Below are 18563 nucleotides of genomic sequence, written 5' to 3' on the forward strand. Positions count from 1 at the left end.
TTTATAGTGATGAATAGAGTTATCAAAAGCGAAGTGTAGCCTTTTTCATTGCCCAATCCCAGCCAGCAGATCTCACTCGCAACAAAAGTAAAAAAGTGTCCGTGACGTGGCGCATTCTGCAATGTCTGGTTAGCATGAATGAATTAAGCGGCATGATGCTGCACAGACGTAACATGACAAGAGGAAGAGCTTGTGGACAAAGCCAAACAATTTACCTGGCGCCTGCTGGCGGCCAGCGTATGTCTGCTGACGGTCAGTCAAGTGGCGCGAGCCGATTCCCTGGATGAGCAGCGCAATCGCTATGCGCAAATTAAGCAGGCCTGGGACAACCGACAGATGGATGTCGTGGAGCAGATGATGCCCGGCCTGAAGAACTATCCTCTATATCCCTATCTGGAATATCGTCAGATTACTGACGATCTGATGAATCAGCCGACCATTACCGTCACCAATTTTGTGCGCGCCAACCCGACGCTGCCCCCGGCGCGTACTCTGCAATCGCGTTTTGTGAATGAACTGGCGCGACGGGAAGACTGGCGTGGACTGCTGGCGTTTAGCCCGGAAAAACCGGGCACCACGGAAGCGCAATGTAACTATTACTTCGCGAAATGGAGTACCGGACAAACCGAAGAGGCATGGCGGGGCGCGAAAGAGCTGTGGCTGACCGGGAAAAGTCAGCCGAACGCCTGTGACAAATTATTCGGCGTGTGGCGCGCCTCAGGCACTCAGGATCCGCTGGCTTATCTGGAGCGTATTCGTCTGGCGATGAAAGCGGGCAATACGGGGCTGGTCACCGCGCTGGCCGGGCAAATGCCTGGGGAATATCAGACGATTGCGTCGGCAATCATTGCGCTGGCTAACGATCCAAACACCGTAATGACCTTTGCGCGCACCACTGGCGCAACGGATTTCACCCGGCAGATGGCGGCGGTGGCTTTTGCCAGCGTGGCGCGTCAGGATGTCGAAAACGCCCGCCTGATGATCCCCTCTTTGGTGCAGGCGCAGCAGTTAAATGACGAGCAGACTCAGGAACTGCGCGACATCGTCGCCTGGCGTCTGATGGGCAATGACGTCACCGACGAACAGGCGAAATGGCGTGATGATGCGATTATGCGCTCAAATTCCACCTCGCTTGTGGAGCGTCGCGTGCGGATGGCGCTGGGAACTGGCGATCGTCGCGGCCTGAATACCTGGCTGGCGCGTCTGCCGATGGATGCAAAAGAAAAAGACGAGTGGCGCTACTGGCAAGCGGATCTGCTGCTGGAGCGCGGACGCGAGGCAGAAGCGAAAGAGATCCTGCATCAACTCATGCAGCAGCGCGGTTTCTACCCGATGGTGGCGGCGCAACGCCTCGGTGAAGAGTACGAGCTGAAGGTGGATAAAGCCCCAGCGAACGTTGACTCTGCGCTGACTCAGGGACCGGAAATGGCGCGCGTACGCGAGCTGATGTACTGGAATCTGGATAATACCGCGCGCAGTGAATGGGCAAATCTGGTCACCAGCCGCACTAAGTCCGAGCAGGCGCAACTGGCGCGCTACGCGTTTAACAATCATTGGTGGGATCTGAGCGTACAGGCGACGATCGCCGGTAAACTGTGGGATCATCTGGAAGAGCGCTTCCCGCTGGCCTATAAAGATCTGTTTACCCGCTATACCAGCGGGAAAGATATTCCGCCAAGTTATGCGATGGCGATCGCGCGTCAGGAAAGCGCCTGGAACCCGAAAGTGAAATCGCCGGTTGGCGCCAGTGGGCTGATGCAGATTATGCCGGGCACCGCAACGCACACGGTGAAAATGTTCTCGATTCCGGGTTACAGTAGTCCGAGTCAACTGCTGGATCCTGATACCAACATCAACATTGGCACCAGCTATTTGCAGTATGTTTATCAGCAATTCGGTAATAACCGCATTTTTGCATCGGCGGCCTATAACGCCGGACCGGGGCGTGTGCGCACCTGGCTGGGCAATAGCGCAGGTCGGATCGATGCCGTGGCGTTTGTCGAAAGCATTCCGTTCTCAGAGACGCGTGGTTATGTGAAGAACGTGCTGGCTTACGATGCGTACTATCGTTATTTCCTTGGCGATAAACCGGAGCTGATGAGCGACGCAGAATGGCAACGTCGTTACTGATCGTATCGGTTGTGTTATGCTATCGTACTCGTTAAAGAGTACAAAAGGGGGAGGCAAGCACGCTTCCCCCACAACGATGGCGATATCTTATGACTCAGCAATCACCCTATTCAGCAGAGATGGCAGAACAGCGTCACCAGGAGTGGTTACGTTTTGTCGACTTACTTAAACACGCCTATGAGCAAGATTTACATCTGCCGCTACTCAATTTGATGTTGACGCCGGATGAGCGCGAAGCGTTGGGCACGCGCGTGCGTATCATTGAAGAGCTGTTGCGCGGCGAGATGAGCCAGCGCGAGCTGAAAAATGAGCTTGGGGCGGGCATCGCCACCATTACGCGCGGTTCGAACAGCCTGAAATCCGCGCCGGTGGATCTGCGCCAGTGGCTGGAGCAGGTACTGCTCGGGAAAAATTGATCCGCCGGATGCGGCTTTGCCTTATCCGGCCTATGATTGAACATCCGGCACAATGCTATAAATACACCGCGTTATGAAACGGACTAAGCGCCAGAATGACCGCCTGATGGTAAACGCTTGAGCGCGTCAGCTTACCCGCGGTAAATACGCCAATCGCGCCCTCTTTACGACCAATCTCATCAATGCCTGTGTACTGCGACATCACCGGGCCAAGCGCTTCTCCCTGGCGGACTCTGTCGAGAATAACGGCGGGCAGCGGCAGCGTGGCCGATCGCGCTTCACCGCGCTGAACGCCGTTATCAATTACCACCCAACTGAAGGTGGCGTCATCGTCAATTCCAGCTTCGATGGCTACCCAGAAATCAGCTTGTGGATACAGGCGTCGCGCATTATCCACGCGATTTCGTGCGCCAGTGCGCGTTTCCTGGCTTCCAAAAGGCTGTTCCGGTACGCCGCTCTCGACGGCGACGGGTTCGATATGGCAGGATCCTTCCCCGAAAATCTCTTCAAATGCCCGGAGAATTGCCTGAATTTTGGCAGGATTGGTGGTAGCAGAGATAACCTTGTGCATAATAAAGCTCAGTTTGAAAATTCATCGCATCGCAGTATAACGGAAAAAAAGCATGTTACAGGTATACCTTGTTCGCCATGGTGAAACGCAGTGGAACGCCGAGCGACGTATTCAAGGCCAGTCAGACAGCCCACTGACCGCTAAAGGTGAGCAGCAGGCCATGCAGGTTGGTGAACGCGCCCGCTCGTTGGGTATTACGCATGTCATCAGTAGTGATTTAGGTCGTACACGACGCACAGCAGAAATCATCGCTCAGGCTTGTGGTTGTGATATCACTTATGACTCCCGGCTGCGTGAACTGAATATGGGCGTGCTGGAAAAACGTCATATCGACACGCTGACGGCTGAAGAAGAGGGCTGGCGTCGTCAGTTGGTGAACGGTACGGTTGATGGGCGTATTCCGGAAGGGGAATCGATGCAGGAGCTGAGCGATCGCGTCAACGCGGCGCTGGCAGCCTGCCTGGACCTTCCGCAGGGGAGCCGCCCACTGTTGGTGAGCCACGGGATCGCGCTGGGCTGCCTGGTGAGTACGATTCTGGGATTGCCGGCATGGGCCGAACGTCGCCTGCGTCTGCGCAATTGCTCTATTTCCCGCGTTGATTACCAGGAAAGTTTATGGCTTGCGCCGGGATGGGTGGTTGAAACGGCAGGGGACATCTCACATCTGGACGCCCCTGCGTTGGATGAGCTGCAGCGTTAGCGGCGAATCGGTATCAGGAATTCGCAGCGCAGGTTGATCGGGCGATCTCCCGCTTTGGCATCTTCTGCCGGGTAGTATCGCTCGATATCCTGCCCTTTACGGCGGGTCAGGTTTAGCATCGGCATGCAGGTGCCATACACCGTCAGGATAAACTCCTGTACGCCGGTCCCCAGCCCTTCATAGGTAAACATCACGTACTCGCCGCCCTGCAGCAGGATAGGCTGTGCCGCCGGTACATAGCCATTGGCTTGTTCCGGCGTTAGTGCCGTGGTGTAAAACACTTCCTGTTCGTCGTCCTTTTCAATGCTCGGACGCGTTTCGTTCAGCCCGTACAGCACCGGCGGGATTGAAGGCGCATGGCCAAGGAAGTCGCGCCAGAACTGAATACGCATTTCATGACGGAAATCTGAAATCTGTTCCAGCGAGCAGGAATAGCTTTGCGTGGTGCCCAGCAGTTGCGTATCTTCCAGCGTCACAAACTCGTGCGCAGGCATGGCAAATTCACCGAGTCGCATTGGCGGGCGAATACCAAAAGCGCTCCATTCCGGCGAGCGGCGATACAGCGCTGGCGTCTGAGAAAACTGTTTCTTGAACGCGCGGGTAAAGGTTTGTTGAGAGTCGAAGCGGTATTGCAGGGCAATATCCAAAATAGGGCGCGCAGTCAGGCGAAGCGCCACTGCGGATTTCGATAAACGACGGGCGCGGATATAGGCGCCAATAGCATGGCCCGTCACGTCCTTAAACATTCTCTGCAGGTGCCACTTGGAATAGCCTGCTTTTGCCGCCACATTGTCAAGCGACAAAGGCTGATCCAGATGACCTTCCAGCCAGATTAATAGGTCGCGAATAATGCCAGCCTGATCCATAAAATATCCTCATCCTTTCAACAACGAGTACCTGACGTCAGGTATGAGGATAATAGCATTTTTTGTTGTTTTAGCATTCAGTGTTTTTTTTGCTCATAAATGCTTTTTTTGGACATTCGAAAGCGTGATTATTGTAATCCTGTGATCTCTATACGTTTTATCTTAGAATGTCGAATAATTACCCAGAGTAACTTTTAAGAATGGTAACAATATGAAATATAAGAGCTTAGCCATTTCCTCAATTTTGCTGATGTTGGCGCAAGTTGCCCATGCGGAGCAGATTGGATCTGTCGATACGGTGTTCAAAATGTTTGGGCCGGACCATAAAATTGTGGTCGAGGCGTTTGACGATCCGGATGTGACCAATGTGACCTGCTACGTGAGTCGTGCCAAGACCGGCGGCATCAAAGGTGGGTTGGGGCTGGCTGAAGATACCTCTGATGCCGCCATCTCCTGCCAGCAGGTAGGACCGGTGGAACTGAGCGACAGAATCAAGAACGGTAAAGCACAAGGCGAAGTGGTGTTTAAAAAAAGGACCTCGCTGGTGTTTAAGTCCTTACAGGTCGTACGTTTTTATGACGCAAAACGTAATGCGCTGGCCTATCTGGCCTATTCAGATAAAGTGGTTGATGGATCGCCCAAAAATGCCATCAGCGCTGTGCCCATTATGCCGTGGCGGCAATAACAAGGAAGCAAAATGCAACAGCCGTTGATCTGGTTGGTTGAGGATGAGCAGGGCATCGCGGATACGCTTATTTACATGCTGCAGCAGGAAGGCTTTCGCGTAGAAGCGTTTGAGCGCGGGCTGCCGGTGCTGGAAAATGCGCGCCAGAGATGCCCCGATGCGATAATTCTGGACGTCGGCCTGCCGGATATCAGTGGTTTTGAGCTGTGTCGACGCCTGCTGGAACGTCATCCGGCGCTGCCGATCCTCTTTCTCACCGCGCGCAGCGATGAAGTGGACCGCCTGCTGGGGCTGGAGATCGGCGCGGATGATTATGTTGCCAAACCCTTCTCGCCGCGTGAGGTGTGCGCCCGCGTACGTACACTGCTGCGGCGGGTGCAAAAATTCGCCTCTCCTTCCACAACGACGCGCTGCGGGGATTTTGAGCTTAATGAGCTGGCCGCGCAGATTACCTGGTTCGGTATACCGTTAACTCTGACGCGCTATGAATTCCTGTTGCTGAAAACACTGCTGATGTCGCCGGGGCGCATTTATTCTCGTCAGCAATTGATGGATTTAGTCTGGGCCGATGCGCAGGATACCTTCGACAGAACGGTCGATACCCACATCAAAACGCTGCGAGCCAAACTACGGGCGATCAACCCTGAGATCTCGCCCATTAATACGCATCGCGGTATGGGATACAGCCTGAGGAGCGTCTGATGCGCATTGGTATGCGTTTGCTGCTCGGCTATTTCCTGATTGTCGCCGTTGCCGCCTGGTTCGTGTTGTCGATCTTTGTGCAGGAAATTAAGCCTGGCGTCCGCCGGGCGACTGAAGGCACATTGATTGATACCGCCACGTTGCTGGCTGCGCTGGCGCGTGATGATTTACTCTCTGACGCTCCCGCCAACGGTAAGCTGGCGCAGGCATTTTCCCAACTGCATAACCGCCCATTCCGTGCCAATATCAGCGGCATTAACAAAGTGCGTAATGAATACCATGTCTATATGACGGACGCGCAGGGTAAGGTGCTGTTTGATTCCGCTAACAAAGCGGTCGGCCAGGACTACTCCCGTTGGAATGACGTGTGGTTAACGTTGCGTGGGCAGTATGGCGCCCGCAGTACGTTGCAAAATCCGAACGATCCGGAAAGTTCGGTAATGTACGTTGCCGCGCCGATCGTTGACGGCGGGCGTATTATCGGGGTGCTTAGCGTTGGCAAACCCAATGCGGCGATGGCGCCGGTGATTAAACGCAGTGAACGGCGGATGCTGTGGGCCAGCGCGGTATTGCTGGGGATCGCCTTAGTGATTGGCGCGGGGATGGTATGGTGGATCAACCGTTCTATTGCCCGACTGGCGCGCTATGCCGATTCCGTTACTGAGAATCGCCCCGTCCCACTACCTGATTTAGGCAGCAGCGAGCTACGTAAACTGGCGCAGGCGCTGGAAAGTATGCGTCTGAAGCTGGAGGGCAAGAATTATATTGAGCAGTACGTTTATGCGTTAACGCATGAACTCAAAAGTCCGCTGGCGGCCATTCGCGGCGCGGCGGAAATTTTGCGCGAAGGCCCGCCGCCGAACGTGGTGGCGCGTTTTACCGATAATATTCTGGTACAAAATGCGCGCATGCAGGCGCTGGTTGAAACTTTGTTACGCCAGGCGCGCCTGGAGAATCGCCAGGACATTACGTTGACGCCGGTGGCGGTAGATGCGCTGTTTGCCCAGCTTAAAGAGGCCCGGAGCGTGCAACTGGCGGCAAAAAACATCACGCTGTCCATTATGCCTTCATCGCTTAGCATTGATGCCGATCCCGCGCTGCTGGAGCAGGCATTGGGGAATTTGCTCGACAACGCCATCGACTTTACGCCACAGGACGGGACGATTGTGCTCAGTGCGCATCAGCACGAGGATCAGGTCACGTTGCAGGTTACCGACAGCGGTAGCGGGATCCCTGACTTTGCGTTGCCGCGTATTTTTGAACGCTTCTACTCGCTGCCCCGTGAAAATGGGCTTAAGAGCAGCGGATTGGGACTGGCGTTTGTCAGTGAGGTTGCGCGACTGCATGCAGGCTCGGTGACCTTATGCAATCGACCGGAAGGTGGGGCACAGGCTTCGTTTACGCTTCACCGTCACTTCACATAACTTCAAATTCCCCGCACATAGCTGTTCTACCTTGCTGGTATTGCAAAGGAGAACGCTATGTTGAAATCACCCCTGTTCTGGAAAATCGTCACCTTAGGCGGCGCTATGCTGCTGTTGTTAATTCCCCTGACAATGGTCAGGCAGATAATCGTTGAGCGATCGGATTATCGCCATGACGTTGAAGATGCAATCCGCCAGAGCACCAGCGGACCGCAAAAGATGGTTGGCCCGTTGATTGCCATTCCGGTGACGGAACTTTATACCGAGCTGGAGGAGGGGAAAGAGGTCCAGCGTAAGCGCAGCTATATCCATTTCTGGTTACCGGAATCGTTGGTCGTCGAGGGAAGCCAAAACGTTGAAGCGCGTAAAATTGGTATTTATGAAGGCCAGGTCTGGCATAACGATTTGGCGGTGAAAGCTGAGTTTAACGCTGAACGTTTGAGTGATTTAAACCATCCTAATGTCAGCATCGGCAAACCGTTCATAGTGGTGGGCGTGGGGGATGCGCGTGGGATCGGCGTGGTGAAATCCCCCATGGTTAACGGCACGTCGCTGGCCGTGGAGCCAGGAACAGGTCTGGCGGGTCGTGCTCAGGGGATCCATATTCCGCTACCCAACGCGAGCTGGGCAGCGCAAAATCTCAGCATGGCGCTGTCGCTTAATTTGAGCGGAACCGGCGACTTCTCCGTCGTTCCGGTTGGCCGTAACAGTGAAATGACCTTAACCAGCAATTGGCCGCATCCCAACTTTCTTGGAGATTTTCTTCCGGCTAAGCGCGAAATCAGTGACTCTGGATTCAATGCCCAGTGGCAAAGCAGTTGGTTTGCTAATAACCTCGGCGAACGCTTTGATGGTGAAAAGATTGGCTGGGAGGGAATGCCTGCATTTAGCGTTGCTGTCGCCACGCCTGCGGATCAATATCAATTGACGGACAGGGCGACAAAATATGCCATTTTGCTGATTGTGCTGACCTTTATGTCTTTCTTTGTGCTTGAAAGCATGACCAGCCTTCGACTGCACCCGATGCAGTACCTGCTGGTGGGGTTATCGCTGGTGATGTTTTATCTGTTGCTGCTGGCGTTGTCAGAACACATTGGTTTTACCGCCGCGTGGATTACGGCAAGCCTTGTGGGCGCATTGATGAACGGTGTATATCTGCAGGCGATATTACAGGGTTGGCGCAAGAGTATTTTGTTCACCGTAGCGCTGCTGGGGCTGGATGGCGTGATGTGGGTGTTGCTCCGTTCGCAGGACAGTTCTTTACTGCTTGGCACCAGCGTGCTGTTATTCGCGCTGTGTAGCGTGATGTTCCTGACGCGTCATCTTGACTGGCACTCGCTGGCGCAGCCAAGACCAACGTCGAAAGCGCTTCCTGAGCCGCAACCCGATGAGAGTGATGAATTACGTATATGGAAATAGCGGAGCGGTGAAATGAAAAACGGCGCATAAAGCGCCGTTTTTGTACGTGTGAGGATCGAATTAATCCTGCAGGTCGCCGCAGAAACGGTAGCCTTCACCGTGGATGGTAGCGATGATTTCTGGCGTATCCGGCGTTGATTCGAAATGTTTACGAATGCGGCGGATAGTCACGTCAACGGTACGGTCATGTGGCTTCAGTTCGCGACCGGTCATTTTTTTCAGCAGTTCTGCGCGAGACTGGATTTTGCCAGGATTCTCACAGAAGTGAAGCATGGCGCGGAATTCGCTGCGTGGCAGTTTATACTGCTCGCCATCAGGACCAATCAGAGAGCGGCTGTTGATGTCCAGCTCCCAGCCATTGAACTTGTAGCTCTCGACGCTACGGCGTTCTTCGCTGACGGTACCCAGATTCATGGTACGCGACAGCAGGTTACGAGCACGGATAGTCAGTTCGCGCGGGTTAAACGGTTTGGTGATGTAATCGTCGGCGCCGATTTCGAGGCCGAGAATTTTATCGACTTCGTTATCACGGCCCGTCAGGAACATCAGCGCAACGTTAGCTTGTTCGCGGAGTTCGCGCGCTAACAGAAGGCCATTTTTCCCAGGCAGATTGATATCCATAATCACAAGGTTGATGTCATATTCAGAGAGAATCTGATGCATTTCCGCGCCATCTGTCGCTTCGAATACATCATAGCCTTCTGCTTCGAAAATGCTTTTCAACGTGTTGCGTGTTACTAACTCGTCTTCAACGATAAGAATGTGCGGGGTCTGCATGTTTGCTACCTAAATTGCCAACTAAATCGAAACAGGAAGTACAAAAGTCCCTGACCTGCCTGATGCATGCCGTAAATTAACATGATCGGCGTAACATGACTAAAGTACGTAATTGCGTTCTTGATGCACTTTCCATCAACGTCAACAACATCATTAGCTTGGTCGTGGGTAGTTTCCCTCTGGACCCGACAGTGTCAAAAACGGCTGTCATCCTAACCATTTTAACAGCAACATAACAGGCTAAGACGTACCGGACACCCAATAAAACTACGCTTCGTTGACATATATCAAGTTCAATTGTAGCACGTTAACAGTTTGATGAAATCAACGCATCCAAATGTTTGCTTTCATCACAAAATTGCAATATTACAACTAGTTGCACGAGCTAATTAATAAATGTAATGAATCCAACCAATGCTATCCATTTTAAATTAAATTATCATGGATAAACAGCAGGATATGCAACTTCTGTTAACATAAAAAGCAATAGTACAGGTTGGAAATAGTTTAGCATTTTTTATTAGATGCGAAATCCTTTTTCAGTGATTTCTGTTAAAAATATGTAAATTCGCGCTGCGTAATATGTTGATGTGCGTCACATTATTACCTGCCGACTGGCCAAAAGAGTATCGAAATGCGTTTAACAATTATTCTGGTTGCCCCTGCCAGAGCGGAAAATATTGGCGCGGCTGCCCGCGCGATGAAGACCATGGGATTCACTCAATTGCGGATCGTGGACAGCGAGGCCCACCTGGAGCCTGCAACGCGATGGGTCGCACATGGATCGGGCGACATTATTGATAATATTAGCGTTTTTCCAACGCTAGCCGAAGCGTTGCACGACGTTGATTTTACCGTTGCGACCACGGCACGCAGTCGGGCGAAGTTTCATTATTACGCCACGCCGGTCGAACTCGTTCCTCTGTTGCAGGAAAAATCTGCGTGGATGGATCACGCCGCGCTGGTGTTTGGGCGCGAAGATTCCGGGCTGACCAACGAAGAATTAGCGCTGGCGGATATCCTTACCGGAGTACCAATGGTGGCTGACTACCCTTCACTCAATCTGGGGCAGGCGGTGATGGTGTATTGCTATCAATTAGCAGGTTTAATACAACAACCGGCCAAAAATAGTGAGGTGACGGATGAACTTCAGTTGCAGGCGTTGCGCGCGCGCGTTTTACGTTTATTAGCCACGCTGAACGTTTCTGACGACATCAAACTCACCGACTGGCTGCAACAGCGAATGGGCTTATTAGGGCAGCGAGACACGGCAATGCTGCATCGTTTTTTACATGATATAGAAAAAAACATAACAAAATAAAATGCTGGTTAATGTTTTATCATTGGCGTTTTGTTTTGGTTTCAAGTGGGTCAGACATACTGTATTGGTTGAAAGTAAAAGGGCAAGCAGTGGCTCATGAACAAGTTTCGGAATGTGATCAATTTAAAAATTTATTGACTTAGGTCAGCAGATACTTTAACCCTAAAAGAATACAAGACAGACAGATAATAATTACAGAGCACACAACATCATGAAACGCATCAGCATCACCATTACCACAACCATCACCATTACCACAGGTAACGGTGCGGGCTGACGCGTACAGGAAACACAAGAAAAAGCCCGCACCTAAACAGTGCGGGCTTTTTTTTCGACCAAAGGCAATGAGGTAAACCATGCGAGTGTTGAAGTTCGGCGGTACATCAGTGGCAAATGCAGAGCGATTTCTGCGGGTTGCCGACATTCTGGAAAGCAATGCCAGACAGGGGCAGGTCGCGACCGTTCTCTCTGCCCCCGCCAAAATTACCAACCATCTGGTGGCGATGATTGAAAAGACCATCGGTGGTCAGGATGCTTTAGCCAACATCAGCGATGCCGAACGCATTTTCTCAGAGCTTTTAGCTGGTCTTGCCGCCGCGCAGGCGGGTTTCCCGCTGGCTCCGCTCAAAGCCTTGGTTGAACAAGAATTTGCTCAGATTAAGCACGTCCTGCACGGTATCAGCCTGTTGGGGCAGTGCCCGGACAGCATCAATGCCGCGCTTATCTGCCGTGGCGAAAAAATGTCGATCGCCATCATGGCTGGCCTGCTGGAAGCGCGCGGGCACAACGTGACGGTCATCGACCCGGTTGAGAAACTGCTGGCGGTTGGCCATTACCTCGAATCTACTGTTGATATCGCCGAGTCTACGCGACGCATTGCCGCCAGCCGTATTCCAGCGGACCATATGATTCTGATGGCCGGATTTACCGCCGGGAATGAAAAAGGTGAGTTAGTGGTGCTGGGGCGTAATGGCTCTGACTACTCCGCCGCCGTACTGGCCGCCTGTTTGCGTGCGGACTGTTGCGAGATCTGGACCGATGTCGACGGCGTATATACCTGCGATCCGCGTCAGGTACCCGATGCCCGACTGCTGAAGTCGATGTCTTATCAGGAAGCGATGGAGCTTTCTTACTTCGGCGCTAAAGTACTACATCCGCGCACCATTACCCCTATTGCCCAGTTCCAGATCCCGTGCCTGATTAAAAATACCGGCAATCCGCAAGCGCCCGGTACGCTGATCGGTGCCAGCAGTGATGACGACGACTTGCCGGTAAAAGGCATTTCTAACCTCAATAACATGGCGATGTTTAGCGTCTCCGGCCCTGGAATGAAAGGTATGGTGGGCATGGCGGCGCGCGTTTTCGCCGCGATGTCGCGTGCAGGCATCTCGGTGGTGCTGATCACGCAATCCTCTTCTGAATACAGCATCAGCTTCTGTGTCCCACAGGGCGACTGCGCGCGTGCGCAGCGCGCGATGCAGGATGAATTCTATCTCGAGCTGAAAGAAGGTCTGCTGGAGCCGCTGGCGGTGACTGAGCGTCTGGCTATCATCTCGGTGGTTGGCGATGGTATGCGCACGTTGCGCGGCATCTCGGCGAAATTCTTTGCCGCGCTGGCTCGCGCGAACATCAACATCGTGGCGATCGCCCAGGGGTCTTCTGAGCGTTCTATTTCGGTGGTGGTGAACAACGACGACGCCACCACCGGCGTACGCGTGACTCATCAGATGCTGTTCAACACCGACCAGGTGATTGAAGTGTTTGTGATTGGTGTCGGTGGGGTGGGCGGTGCGCTGCTGGAGCAGCTTAAACGTCAGCAAACCTGGCTGAAAAACAAGCATATCGATTTGCGCGTGTGCGGCGTGGCGAACTCGAAGGCCCTGCTGACCAACGTCCACGGTCTGAATCTGGAAAACTGGCAGTCTGAGCTGGAGTGTGCGAAAGAGCCTTTCAACCTTGGGCGTTTAATTCGTCTGGTGAAAGAATATCATCTGCTCAATCCGGTGATTGTCGACTGTACCTCAAGCCAGGCGGTGGCGGATCAGTATGCCGACTTCCTGCGCGAAGGCTTCCATGTGGTCACCCCGAACAAAAAGGCCAATACGTCGTCGATGGATTACTACCATCAACTGCGTTTTGCTGCGGCGAAGTCGCGACGTAAATTCCTGTACGACACCAACGTGGGCGCGGGCTTGCCGGTTATTGAAAACCTGCAAAACCTGCTCAGCGCAGGCGATGAACTGCAACGATTCTCCGGCATCCTTTCCGGTTCGCTGTCGTTTATTTTTGGCAAGCTGGATGAAGGCATGAGCTTCTCGCAGGCGACCACCATGGCGCGTGAGCTGGGCTATACCGAGCCCGATCCGCGTGATGATCTTTCCGGTACAGATGTGGCGCGTAAGCTGCTGATCCTGGCCCGTGAAACCGGCCGTGAGCTGGAGCTGTCTGACATTGTCATTGAACCGGTCCTGCCAACAGAATTTGATGATTCCGGTGATGTTCCCGCGTTTATGGCGAAGTTGTCACAACTGGATGACGCCTTTGCCGCGCGCGTGGCGAAAGCTCGTGATGAGGGGAAAGTATTGCGCTATGTTGGCAATATTGAAGAGGACGGCGTCTGTCGCGTGAAAATTGATGCAGTAGACGGCAACGATCCGCTGTTCAAAGTGAAAAACGGTGAAAACGCGCTGGCGTTCTATAGCCATTACTATCAGCCGTTACCGTTGGTGCTGCGCGGATACGGCGCAGGTAATGACGTAACGGCGGCGGGCGTATTTGCCGACCTGCTACGTACCCTTTCATGGAAGTTAGGAGTCTGACATGGTAAGAGTTTATGCCCCGGCTTCCAGCGCCAATATGAGCGTCGGATTTGATGTGCTCGGGGCGGCGGTAACCCCCGTAGACGGTTCGCTATTGGGTGATGTGGTCTCTGTTGAGCCAGCCGACCAGTTCAGTCTGAATAATCTTGGGCGCTTTGCTGACAAACTGCCTTCTGAGCCGCGAGAAAATATCGTCTATCAGTGCTGGGAGCGATTCTGTCAGGAGCTGGGTAAAACCGTTCCGGTGGCAATGACGCTGGAAAAAAATATGCCGATTGGCTCCGGGTTAGGTTCCAGCGCCTGTTCCGTTGTGGCGGCGTTAGTCGCCATGAACGAGCACTGTGGGAAACCGCTCAACGACACGCGCCTGTTGGCGATCATGGGAGAGCTGGAAGGACGTATCTCCGGCAGTATTCATTACGATAATGTTGCCCCGTGCTTTTTGGGCGGTATGCAGTTAATGATCGAAGAAAACGGCATTATCAGCCAGCAGGTGCCAGGCTTTGATGAGTGGCTGTGGGTACTGGCGTATCCGGGGATTAAAGTGTCGACGGCGGAAGCGCGGGCCATTTTACCTGCGCAGTATCGCCGTCAGGACTGCATCGCCCACGGGCGGCATCTGGCAGGGTTTATCCATGCCTGCTATTCCCGTCAGCCTCTTCTGGCCGCGAAGCTGATGAAAGATGTCATCGCTGAGCCGTATCGTACCCGCTTGCTGCCAGGCTTCAGCCAGGCGCGTCAGGCGGTAGCGGAAATCGGCGCGTTGGCCAGCGGGATCTCCGGGTCAGGGCCGACGCTGTTCGCCTTGTGCGATAAGCCGGATACGGCGCAGCGTGTCGCAGACTGGCTGGCTAAACATTATCTGCAAAATCAGGAAGGCTTTGTTCATATTTGCCGGTTGGACACGGCAGGCGCACGGGTACTGGGATAATCAATGAAACTCTATAATCTGAAAGATCATAACGAACAGGTCAGCTTTGCGCAGGCCGTCACGCAAGGGCTTGGCAAGAATCAGGGGTTGTTTTTTCCGCACGATCTGCCGGAATTCAATCTGACAGAAGTGGATGAGATGCTGAACCAGGACTTCGTTAGCCGCAGCGCTAAGATCCTTTCCGCATTTATTGGCGACGAGATCTCGCAGGAGATCCTGGAAGAGCGCGTACGCGCGGCGTTTGCGTTCCCGGCGCCGGTTGCTCAGGTTGCAGCGGACATTGGCTGTCTGGAGCTGTTCCACGGTCCTACACTGGCATTTAAAGATTTTGGCGGGCGCTTTATGGCGCAGATGCTGACGCACATCAGCGGCGACAAACCGGTAACGATTCTGACGGCGACCTCCGGCGATACCGGTGCTGCCGTGGCGCATGCGTTTTATGGTCTGCCGAACGTTCGCGTGGTGATCCTCTACCCGAGCGGCAAGATCAGCCCATTACAGGAAAAACTGTTCTGTACGCTGGGCGGTAACATTGAAACCGTCGCTATTGATGGTGATTTTGATGCTTGCCAGGCGTTGGTGAAACAGGCGTTTGATGACGAAGAACTGAAGGTGGCGCTGGGGCTGAACTCGGCTAACTCAATCAATATCAGCCGTCTGCTGGCGCAAATCTGTTACTACTTTGAAGCTGTGGCTCAACTGCCGCAAGAAGCGCGCAACCAGCTGGTTATTTCCGTTCCCAGCGGCAACTTTGGCGATCTGACCGCCGGACTGCTGGCGAAATCGCTGGGCTTGCCGGTGAAGCGCTTTATTGCGGCGACCAACGTCAACGATACGGTTCCACGCTTCCTTGCAGAAGGCGAGTGGGCGCCGAAGGCGACGCAGGCGACGTTATCCAACGCGATGGATGTCAGCCAGCCGAACAACTGGCCGCGTGTGGAAGAACTGTTCCGCCGTAAAATCTGGCGTCTGAATGAGCTGGGGTATGCCGCCGTTGACGATGCTACCACTCAGGATACGATGCGCGAGCTGCATGAAATGGGGTACACCTCAGAACCGCATGCGGCGGTGGCTTACCGTGCGCTGCGTGACCAGTTGAATCCTGGCGAGTATGGCTTGTTCCTCGGCACCGCGCATCCGGCGAAGTTTAAGGAAAGCGTTGAAGAGATTCTTGAGCTTACGCTGGCTCTGCCAAAAGAGCTGGCGGAGCGCGCTGATTTGCCGCTGCTCTCTCATCACCTGCCTGCTGATTTTGCTGCGCTGCGTAAGCTGATGATGACCCGCGGTTAAAGGTGGTGCCCGCTGGCGCTGTGCTTAGCGGGCCTACAAAACCTGTAGGCCGGATAAGGCGTTAGCCGCCATCCGGCATGTACACTACTGCTCGTGGCGTTTAAACACCAGTTCGCCATTCCCTGACGCTTCTTCATCAAAGAAATAGCCTTCACTGTTAAATGCCGTCAGTTGCTCTGGCTGAGTTAAGCGATTTTCAATGATGTAGCGGCTCATCAGGCCACGCGCTTTTTTGGCATAAAAGCTGATGACTTTGAACTTACCGTTCTTCTCATCGAGGAAGACCGGTTTGATAAGTTCGGCGTTCAGCTTTTTCGGCTTCACAGATTTAAAATATTCATCTGATGCGAGGTTAATCACCACGCTGTCGCCTTGCGCTTCCAGCGCTTCGTTAAGTTTGTCGGTGATGGTATCGCCCCAGAACTGGTAAAGATCTTTCCCCTTTGGATTGGCCAGACGAATGCCCATCTCCAGACGGTAAGGCTGCATCAAATCCAACGGACGCAACACGCCGTACAGCCCGGACAACATGCGTAAATGCTGCTGAGCGAAGTCAAAATCCGCTTCGCTGAAGGTTTCAGCCTGCAGCCCGGTATAAACGTCGCCTTTAAACGCCAGAATAGCCTGACGCGCATTCTCCGGTGTGAAATCGGGCTGCCAGTCATGGAAACGGGTGGCGTTCAGATCCGCCAGCTTGTCGCTAATTCCCATCAGCTTGCCAATCTGCGGCGCGGAGAGTTGTCGCGCCACGTGAATAAGCTGCTGCGAGTGATCCAGCAGTTCGGGCAGCGTGTGGCGTGTGGTTGCCAGCGGACTTTGGTAGTCGAGCGTTTTTGCAGGTGAAATCAGAATCAGCATATCCAGTCCTTGCAGGAAATTTACTGCGACTTTAGCAAAAAAATGGACAGAATTGATCGATGGTTGCGATTGCCGCGTTAATCACGCGGCGTTTCATCCCAGCTTTCGGGCGCAAGCTGCTGCCTGATATCAGGATAACGGCGCGGATCAAATTCCGGGCGCACCCCGAGTTTACGCTGGCGCAGATAGTCGCTGGCGAGGGTATGGACAACCGGTGAGAGCAGTAAAATCGCCGTCAGGTTAGTGATGGCCATACAGGCCATGATGATGTCGGCAAGTTGCCAGAGCAGCGGGAAGCTGAGTAATGTGCCGCCGACAACGGTGCTCACGGTCGCGATACGTAATAGCCAAATTACCCGGATATTGTCCAGCTTCAGGAAAATAAGGTTGTTTTCCGCGTAGATGTAGTTGGCGACGATAGAGCTAAAGGCAAACAGGATCACAATAAAGGCGACGAATCCGGCGCCCCATTCCCCCGTCAGCGAGACCATCGCTCTCTGCAGCAACTGGATGCCTTCAATGGGGATAGAACTGGTGCCATTACCCGCCAGCAGAACGATCATCGCACTGGCCGTACAAAGAATCAGCGTATCGCCTAAAACACCGATCATTTGCACAATGCCTTGTGCCGCAGGATGCGGAGGCCATGACGCAGCCGAGGCGGCGGCGTTCGGGGTTGAGCCCATTCCGGCCTCATTCGAGAACATACCGCGTTGAAAGCCGCTGGCAATGGCCTGGCTTAGCGTATACCCGGCGGCGCCGGCGGCGGCTTCCTGCCAGCCAAAGGCACTTTTAACGATGGTTATGATAATGTCGGGAAGCTGAGCGAAATGCCAAAGGCAGATGACGAGGCTACAACCGACCCACAACAGAGCCATCACCGGAACAAACCATTGCATCAGACGGGCAACGCCTTTAATACCGCCGACGATGACCAGTAATGATGTGATAGCCAGGGCGATACCGGAGAAGAGAGGAGGGATATCGAAAGCAAAAGCAAGTGCGCGCGAGACCGAGTTTGCCTGCACGCTGTTAAAAATCAGTCCATATGCGATGAGTAAAAAGATGGCAAAAAGCACGCCCATCCAGCGCATACCCAGTCCACGCGCCATATACCACGCAGGACCGCCGCGAAACTGTCCCTTGCTGTCGCGTTCTTTATACAGTTGCGCAAGTGAGCATTCGGCAAACGAGGTTGCCATCCCAATGACTGCCGAGACCCACATCCAGAAAACGGCTCCCGCGCCGCCTGCGGCGATTGCCAACGCCACGCCCGCCAGATTTCCGCTGCCGATCCGCGCGGCAAGACTGGTGCATAAAGCCTGAAAGGAAGTTAAACCGCCCGGTTGCGGGCTGATGCTGTTTTTAAGACTTCTGCCAAACTGGCGAATGTAGCGAAACTGGATGAACCCCGTACGCCAGGTGAACCAACATCCTGCGCCAAGCAGGAGGTAGATCATTACCGAGCCCCAGAGTATTTCATTAATAAATGCGAAAAAATCAGGCATTAACATCCCTCTTGTTGATGCCGGTAAGCGCGAATAATCCCATGTAAGCGCTACCAATTATCGACCAGTATATACCTTCTAAGTAGATTGATTACGGGAGTTTATCATAACAACAGGTATATCCCTTAATTGCGCATCTCAGGCTT

At 53.5% G+C, this 18563-nt stretch carries 18 protein-coding genes and 1 other annotated feature; of the genes, 13 read left to right on the plus strand and 5 right to left on the minus strand.

The annotated features are described in order from the left end of the window. The first annotated feature begins 192 nt into the window (after nucleotides 1–192). Both sltY and trpR read left to right on the plus strand, forming a co-directional pair. Nucleotides 193–2130 carry a murein transglycosylase gene (sltY, locus tag FDX09_RS03670; protein ID WP_038637023.1) on the plus strand — a complete coding sequence of 646 codons (1938 nt, stop codon included), beginning with the start codon at nucleotides 193–195 and terminating at the stop codon, nucleotides 2128–2130. An 89-nt stretch (nucleotides 2131–2219) separates the two neighbouring features. Further along, nucleotides 2220–2546: a trp operon repressor gene (gene trpR, locus FDX09_RS03675; RefSeq protein WP_003837292.1), complete on the plus strand. Its 327-nt coding sequence runs from the start codon at nucleotides 2220–2222 to the stop codon at nucleotides 2544–2546. Between the two features lie 55 nt (nucleotides 2547–2601). On the opposite strand, the gene yjjX is transcribed toward trpR, so the two are convergent. Further along, entirely contained in the window at nucleotides 2602–3117 is a 516-nt protein-coding gene (gene yjjX, locus FDX09_RS03680) for an inosine/xanthosine triphosphatase (protein ID WP_137346815.1), read from the minus strand. Between the two features lie 52 nt (nucleotides 3118–3169). On the opposite strand from yjjX, the gene gpmB reads away from it, so the two are divergent. Next, nucleotides 3170–3817: a 2,3-diphosphoglycerate-dependent phosphoglycerate mutase GpmB gene (gpmB, locus tag FDX09_RS03685; protein ID WP_069324097.1), complete on the plus strand. Its 648-nt coding sequence runs from the start codon at nucleotides 3170–3172 to the stop codon at nucleotides 3815–3817. On the opposite strand, the gene robA is transcribed toward gpmB, so the two are convergent. Then, nucleotides 3814–4683, minus strand: a complete 870-nt coding sequence (gene robA / locus FDX09_RS03690; RefSeq protein WP_061382877.1) for an MDR efflux pump AcrAB transcriptional activator RobA — start codon at nucleotides 4681–4683, stop codon at nucleotides 3814–3816. The genes gpmB and robA overlap by 4 nt on opposite strands. 211 nt (nucleotides 4684–4894) lie before the next feature. On the opposite strand from robA, the gene creA reads away from it, so the two are divergent. Genes creA through creD form a run of 4 tightly spaced genes read left to right on the plus strand, consistent with a single transcriptional unit; the run spans nucleotide 4895 to nucleotide 8913 of the window. Continuing rightward, nucleotides 4895–5368 carry a protein CreA gene (gene creA, locus FDX09_RS03695; RefSeq protein WP_038637033.1) on the plus strand — a complete coding sequence of 158 codons (474 nt, stop codon included), beginning with the start codon at nucleotides 4895–4897 and terminating at the stop codon, nucleotides 5366–5368. Nucleotides 5369–5380: 12 nt separating this feature from the next. Next, nucleotides 5381–6070 carry a two-component system response regulator CreB gene (gene creB, locus FDX09_RS03700; protein WP_038637035.1) on the plus strand — a complete coding sequence of 230 codons (690 nt, stop codon included), beginning with the start codon at nucleotides 5381–5383 and terminating at the stop codon, nucleotides 6068–6070. Continuing rightward, on the plus strand, nucleotides 6070–7494 hold the full coding sequence (gene creC / locus FDX09_RS03705) for a two-component system sensor histidine kinase CreC (protein WP_137346816.1): 1425 nt from the start codon (nucleotides 6070–6072) through the stop codon (nucleotides 7492–7494). The genes creB and creC overlap by 1 nt, the downstream gene beginning before the upstream one ends. A gap of 57 nt (nucleotides 7495–7551) precedes the next feature. Continuing rightward, the gene (creD, locus tag FDX09_RS03710; protein WP_137346817.1) at nucleotides 7552–8913 is read left to right on the plus strand and encodes a cell envelope integrity protein CreD; all 1362 of its coding nucleotides are present in this window, start codon (nucleotides 7552–7554) and stop codon (nucleotides 8911–8913) included. Between the two features lie 60 nt (nucleotides 8914–8973). On the opposite strand, the gene arcA is transcribed toward creD, so the two are convergent. After that, on the minus strand, nucleotides 8974–9690 hold the full coding sequence (gene arcA / locus FDX09_RS03715; protein WP_001194359.1) for a two-component system response regulator ArcA: 717 nt from the start codon (nucleotides 9688–9690) through the stop codon (nucleotides 8974–8976). A gap of 95 nt (nucleotides 9691–9785) precedes the next feature. On the opposite strand from arcA, the gene yjjY reads away from it, so the two are divergent. From yjjY to thrC, 6 genes are all read left to right on the plus strand, one after another. Then, entirely contained in the window at nucleotides 9786–9926 is a 141-nt protein-coding gene (yjjY, locus tag FDX09_RS03720) for a protein YjjY (protein WP_042998021.1), read from the plus strand. A 398-nt stretch (nucleotides 9927–10324) separates the two neighbouring features. After that, the gene (locus tag FDX09_RS03725) at nucleotides 10325–11011 is read left to right on the plus strand and encodes a tRNA/rRNA methyltransferase (RefSeq protein ID WP_042312489.1); all 687 of its coding nucleotides are present in this window, start codon (nucleotides 10325–10327) and stop codon (nucleotides 11009–11011) included. A gap of 206 nt (nucleotides 11012–11217) precedes the next feature. Next, nucleotides 11218–11344, plus strand: a sequence feature (Thr leader region). Next, nucleotides 11223–11288, plus strand: a complete 66-nt coding sequence (thrL, locus tag FDX09_RS03730; RefSeq protein WP_032337689.1) for a thr operon leader peptide — start codon at nucleotides 11223–11225, stop codon at nucleotides 11286–11288. (Overlaps the previous feature by 66 nt.) A gap of 23 nt (nucleotides 11345–11367) precedes the next feature. Continuing rightward, complete coding sequence (gene thrA / locus FDX09_RS03735) at nucleotides 11368–13830, plus strand: bifunctional aspartate kinase/homoserine dehydrogenase I (RefSeq protein WP_069324093.1); 2463 nt, start codon at nucleotides 11368–11370, stop codon at nucleotides 13828–13830. A gap of 1 nt (nucleotide 13831) precedes the next feature. Then, nucleotides 13832–14761, plus strand: coding sequence for a homoserine kinase (gene thrB, locus FDX09_RS03740; RefSeq protein ID WP_038637046.1), 930 nt, complete (start codon nucleotides 13832–13834; stop codon nucleotides 14759–14761). A gap of 3 nt (nucleotides 14762–14764) precedes the next feature. Beyond that, nucleotides 14765–16051: a threonine synthase gene (gene thrC / locus FDX09_RS03745; protein WP_038637048.1), complete on the plus strand. Its 1287-nt coding sequence runs from the start codon at nucleotides 14765–14767 to the stop codon at nucleotides 16049–16051. 84 nt (nucleotides 16052–16135) lie between these two features. On the opposite strand, the gene yaaA is transcribed toward thrC, so the two are convergent. After that, nucleotides 16136–16909, minus strand: coding sequence for a peroxide stress protein YaaA (gene yaaA / locus FDX09_RS03750; protein WP_042312480.1), 774 nt, complete (start codon nucleotides 16907–16909; stop codon nucleotides 16136–16138). 77 nt (nucleotides 16910–16986) lie between these two features. Then, complete coding sequence (locus FDX09_RS03755) at nucleotides 16987–18417, minus strand: sodium:alanine symporter family protein (RefSeq protein WP_110496084.1); 1431 nt, start codon at nucleotides 18415–18417, stop codon at nucleotides 16987–16989. Nucleotides 18418–18563: the final 146 nt, after the last annotated feature.

This window comes from Citrobacter sp. wls717 (assembly GCF_005280955.1).
GTDB lineage: Bacteria > Pseudomonadota > Gammaproteobacteria > Enterobacterales > Enterobacteriaceae > Citrobacter > Citrobacter werkmanii.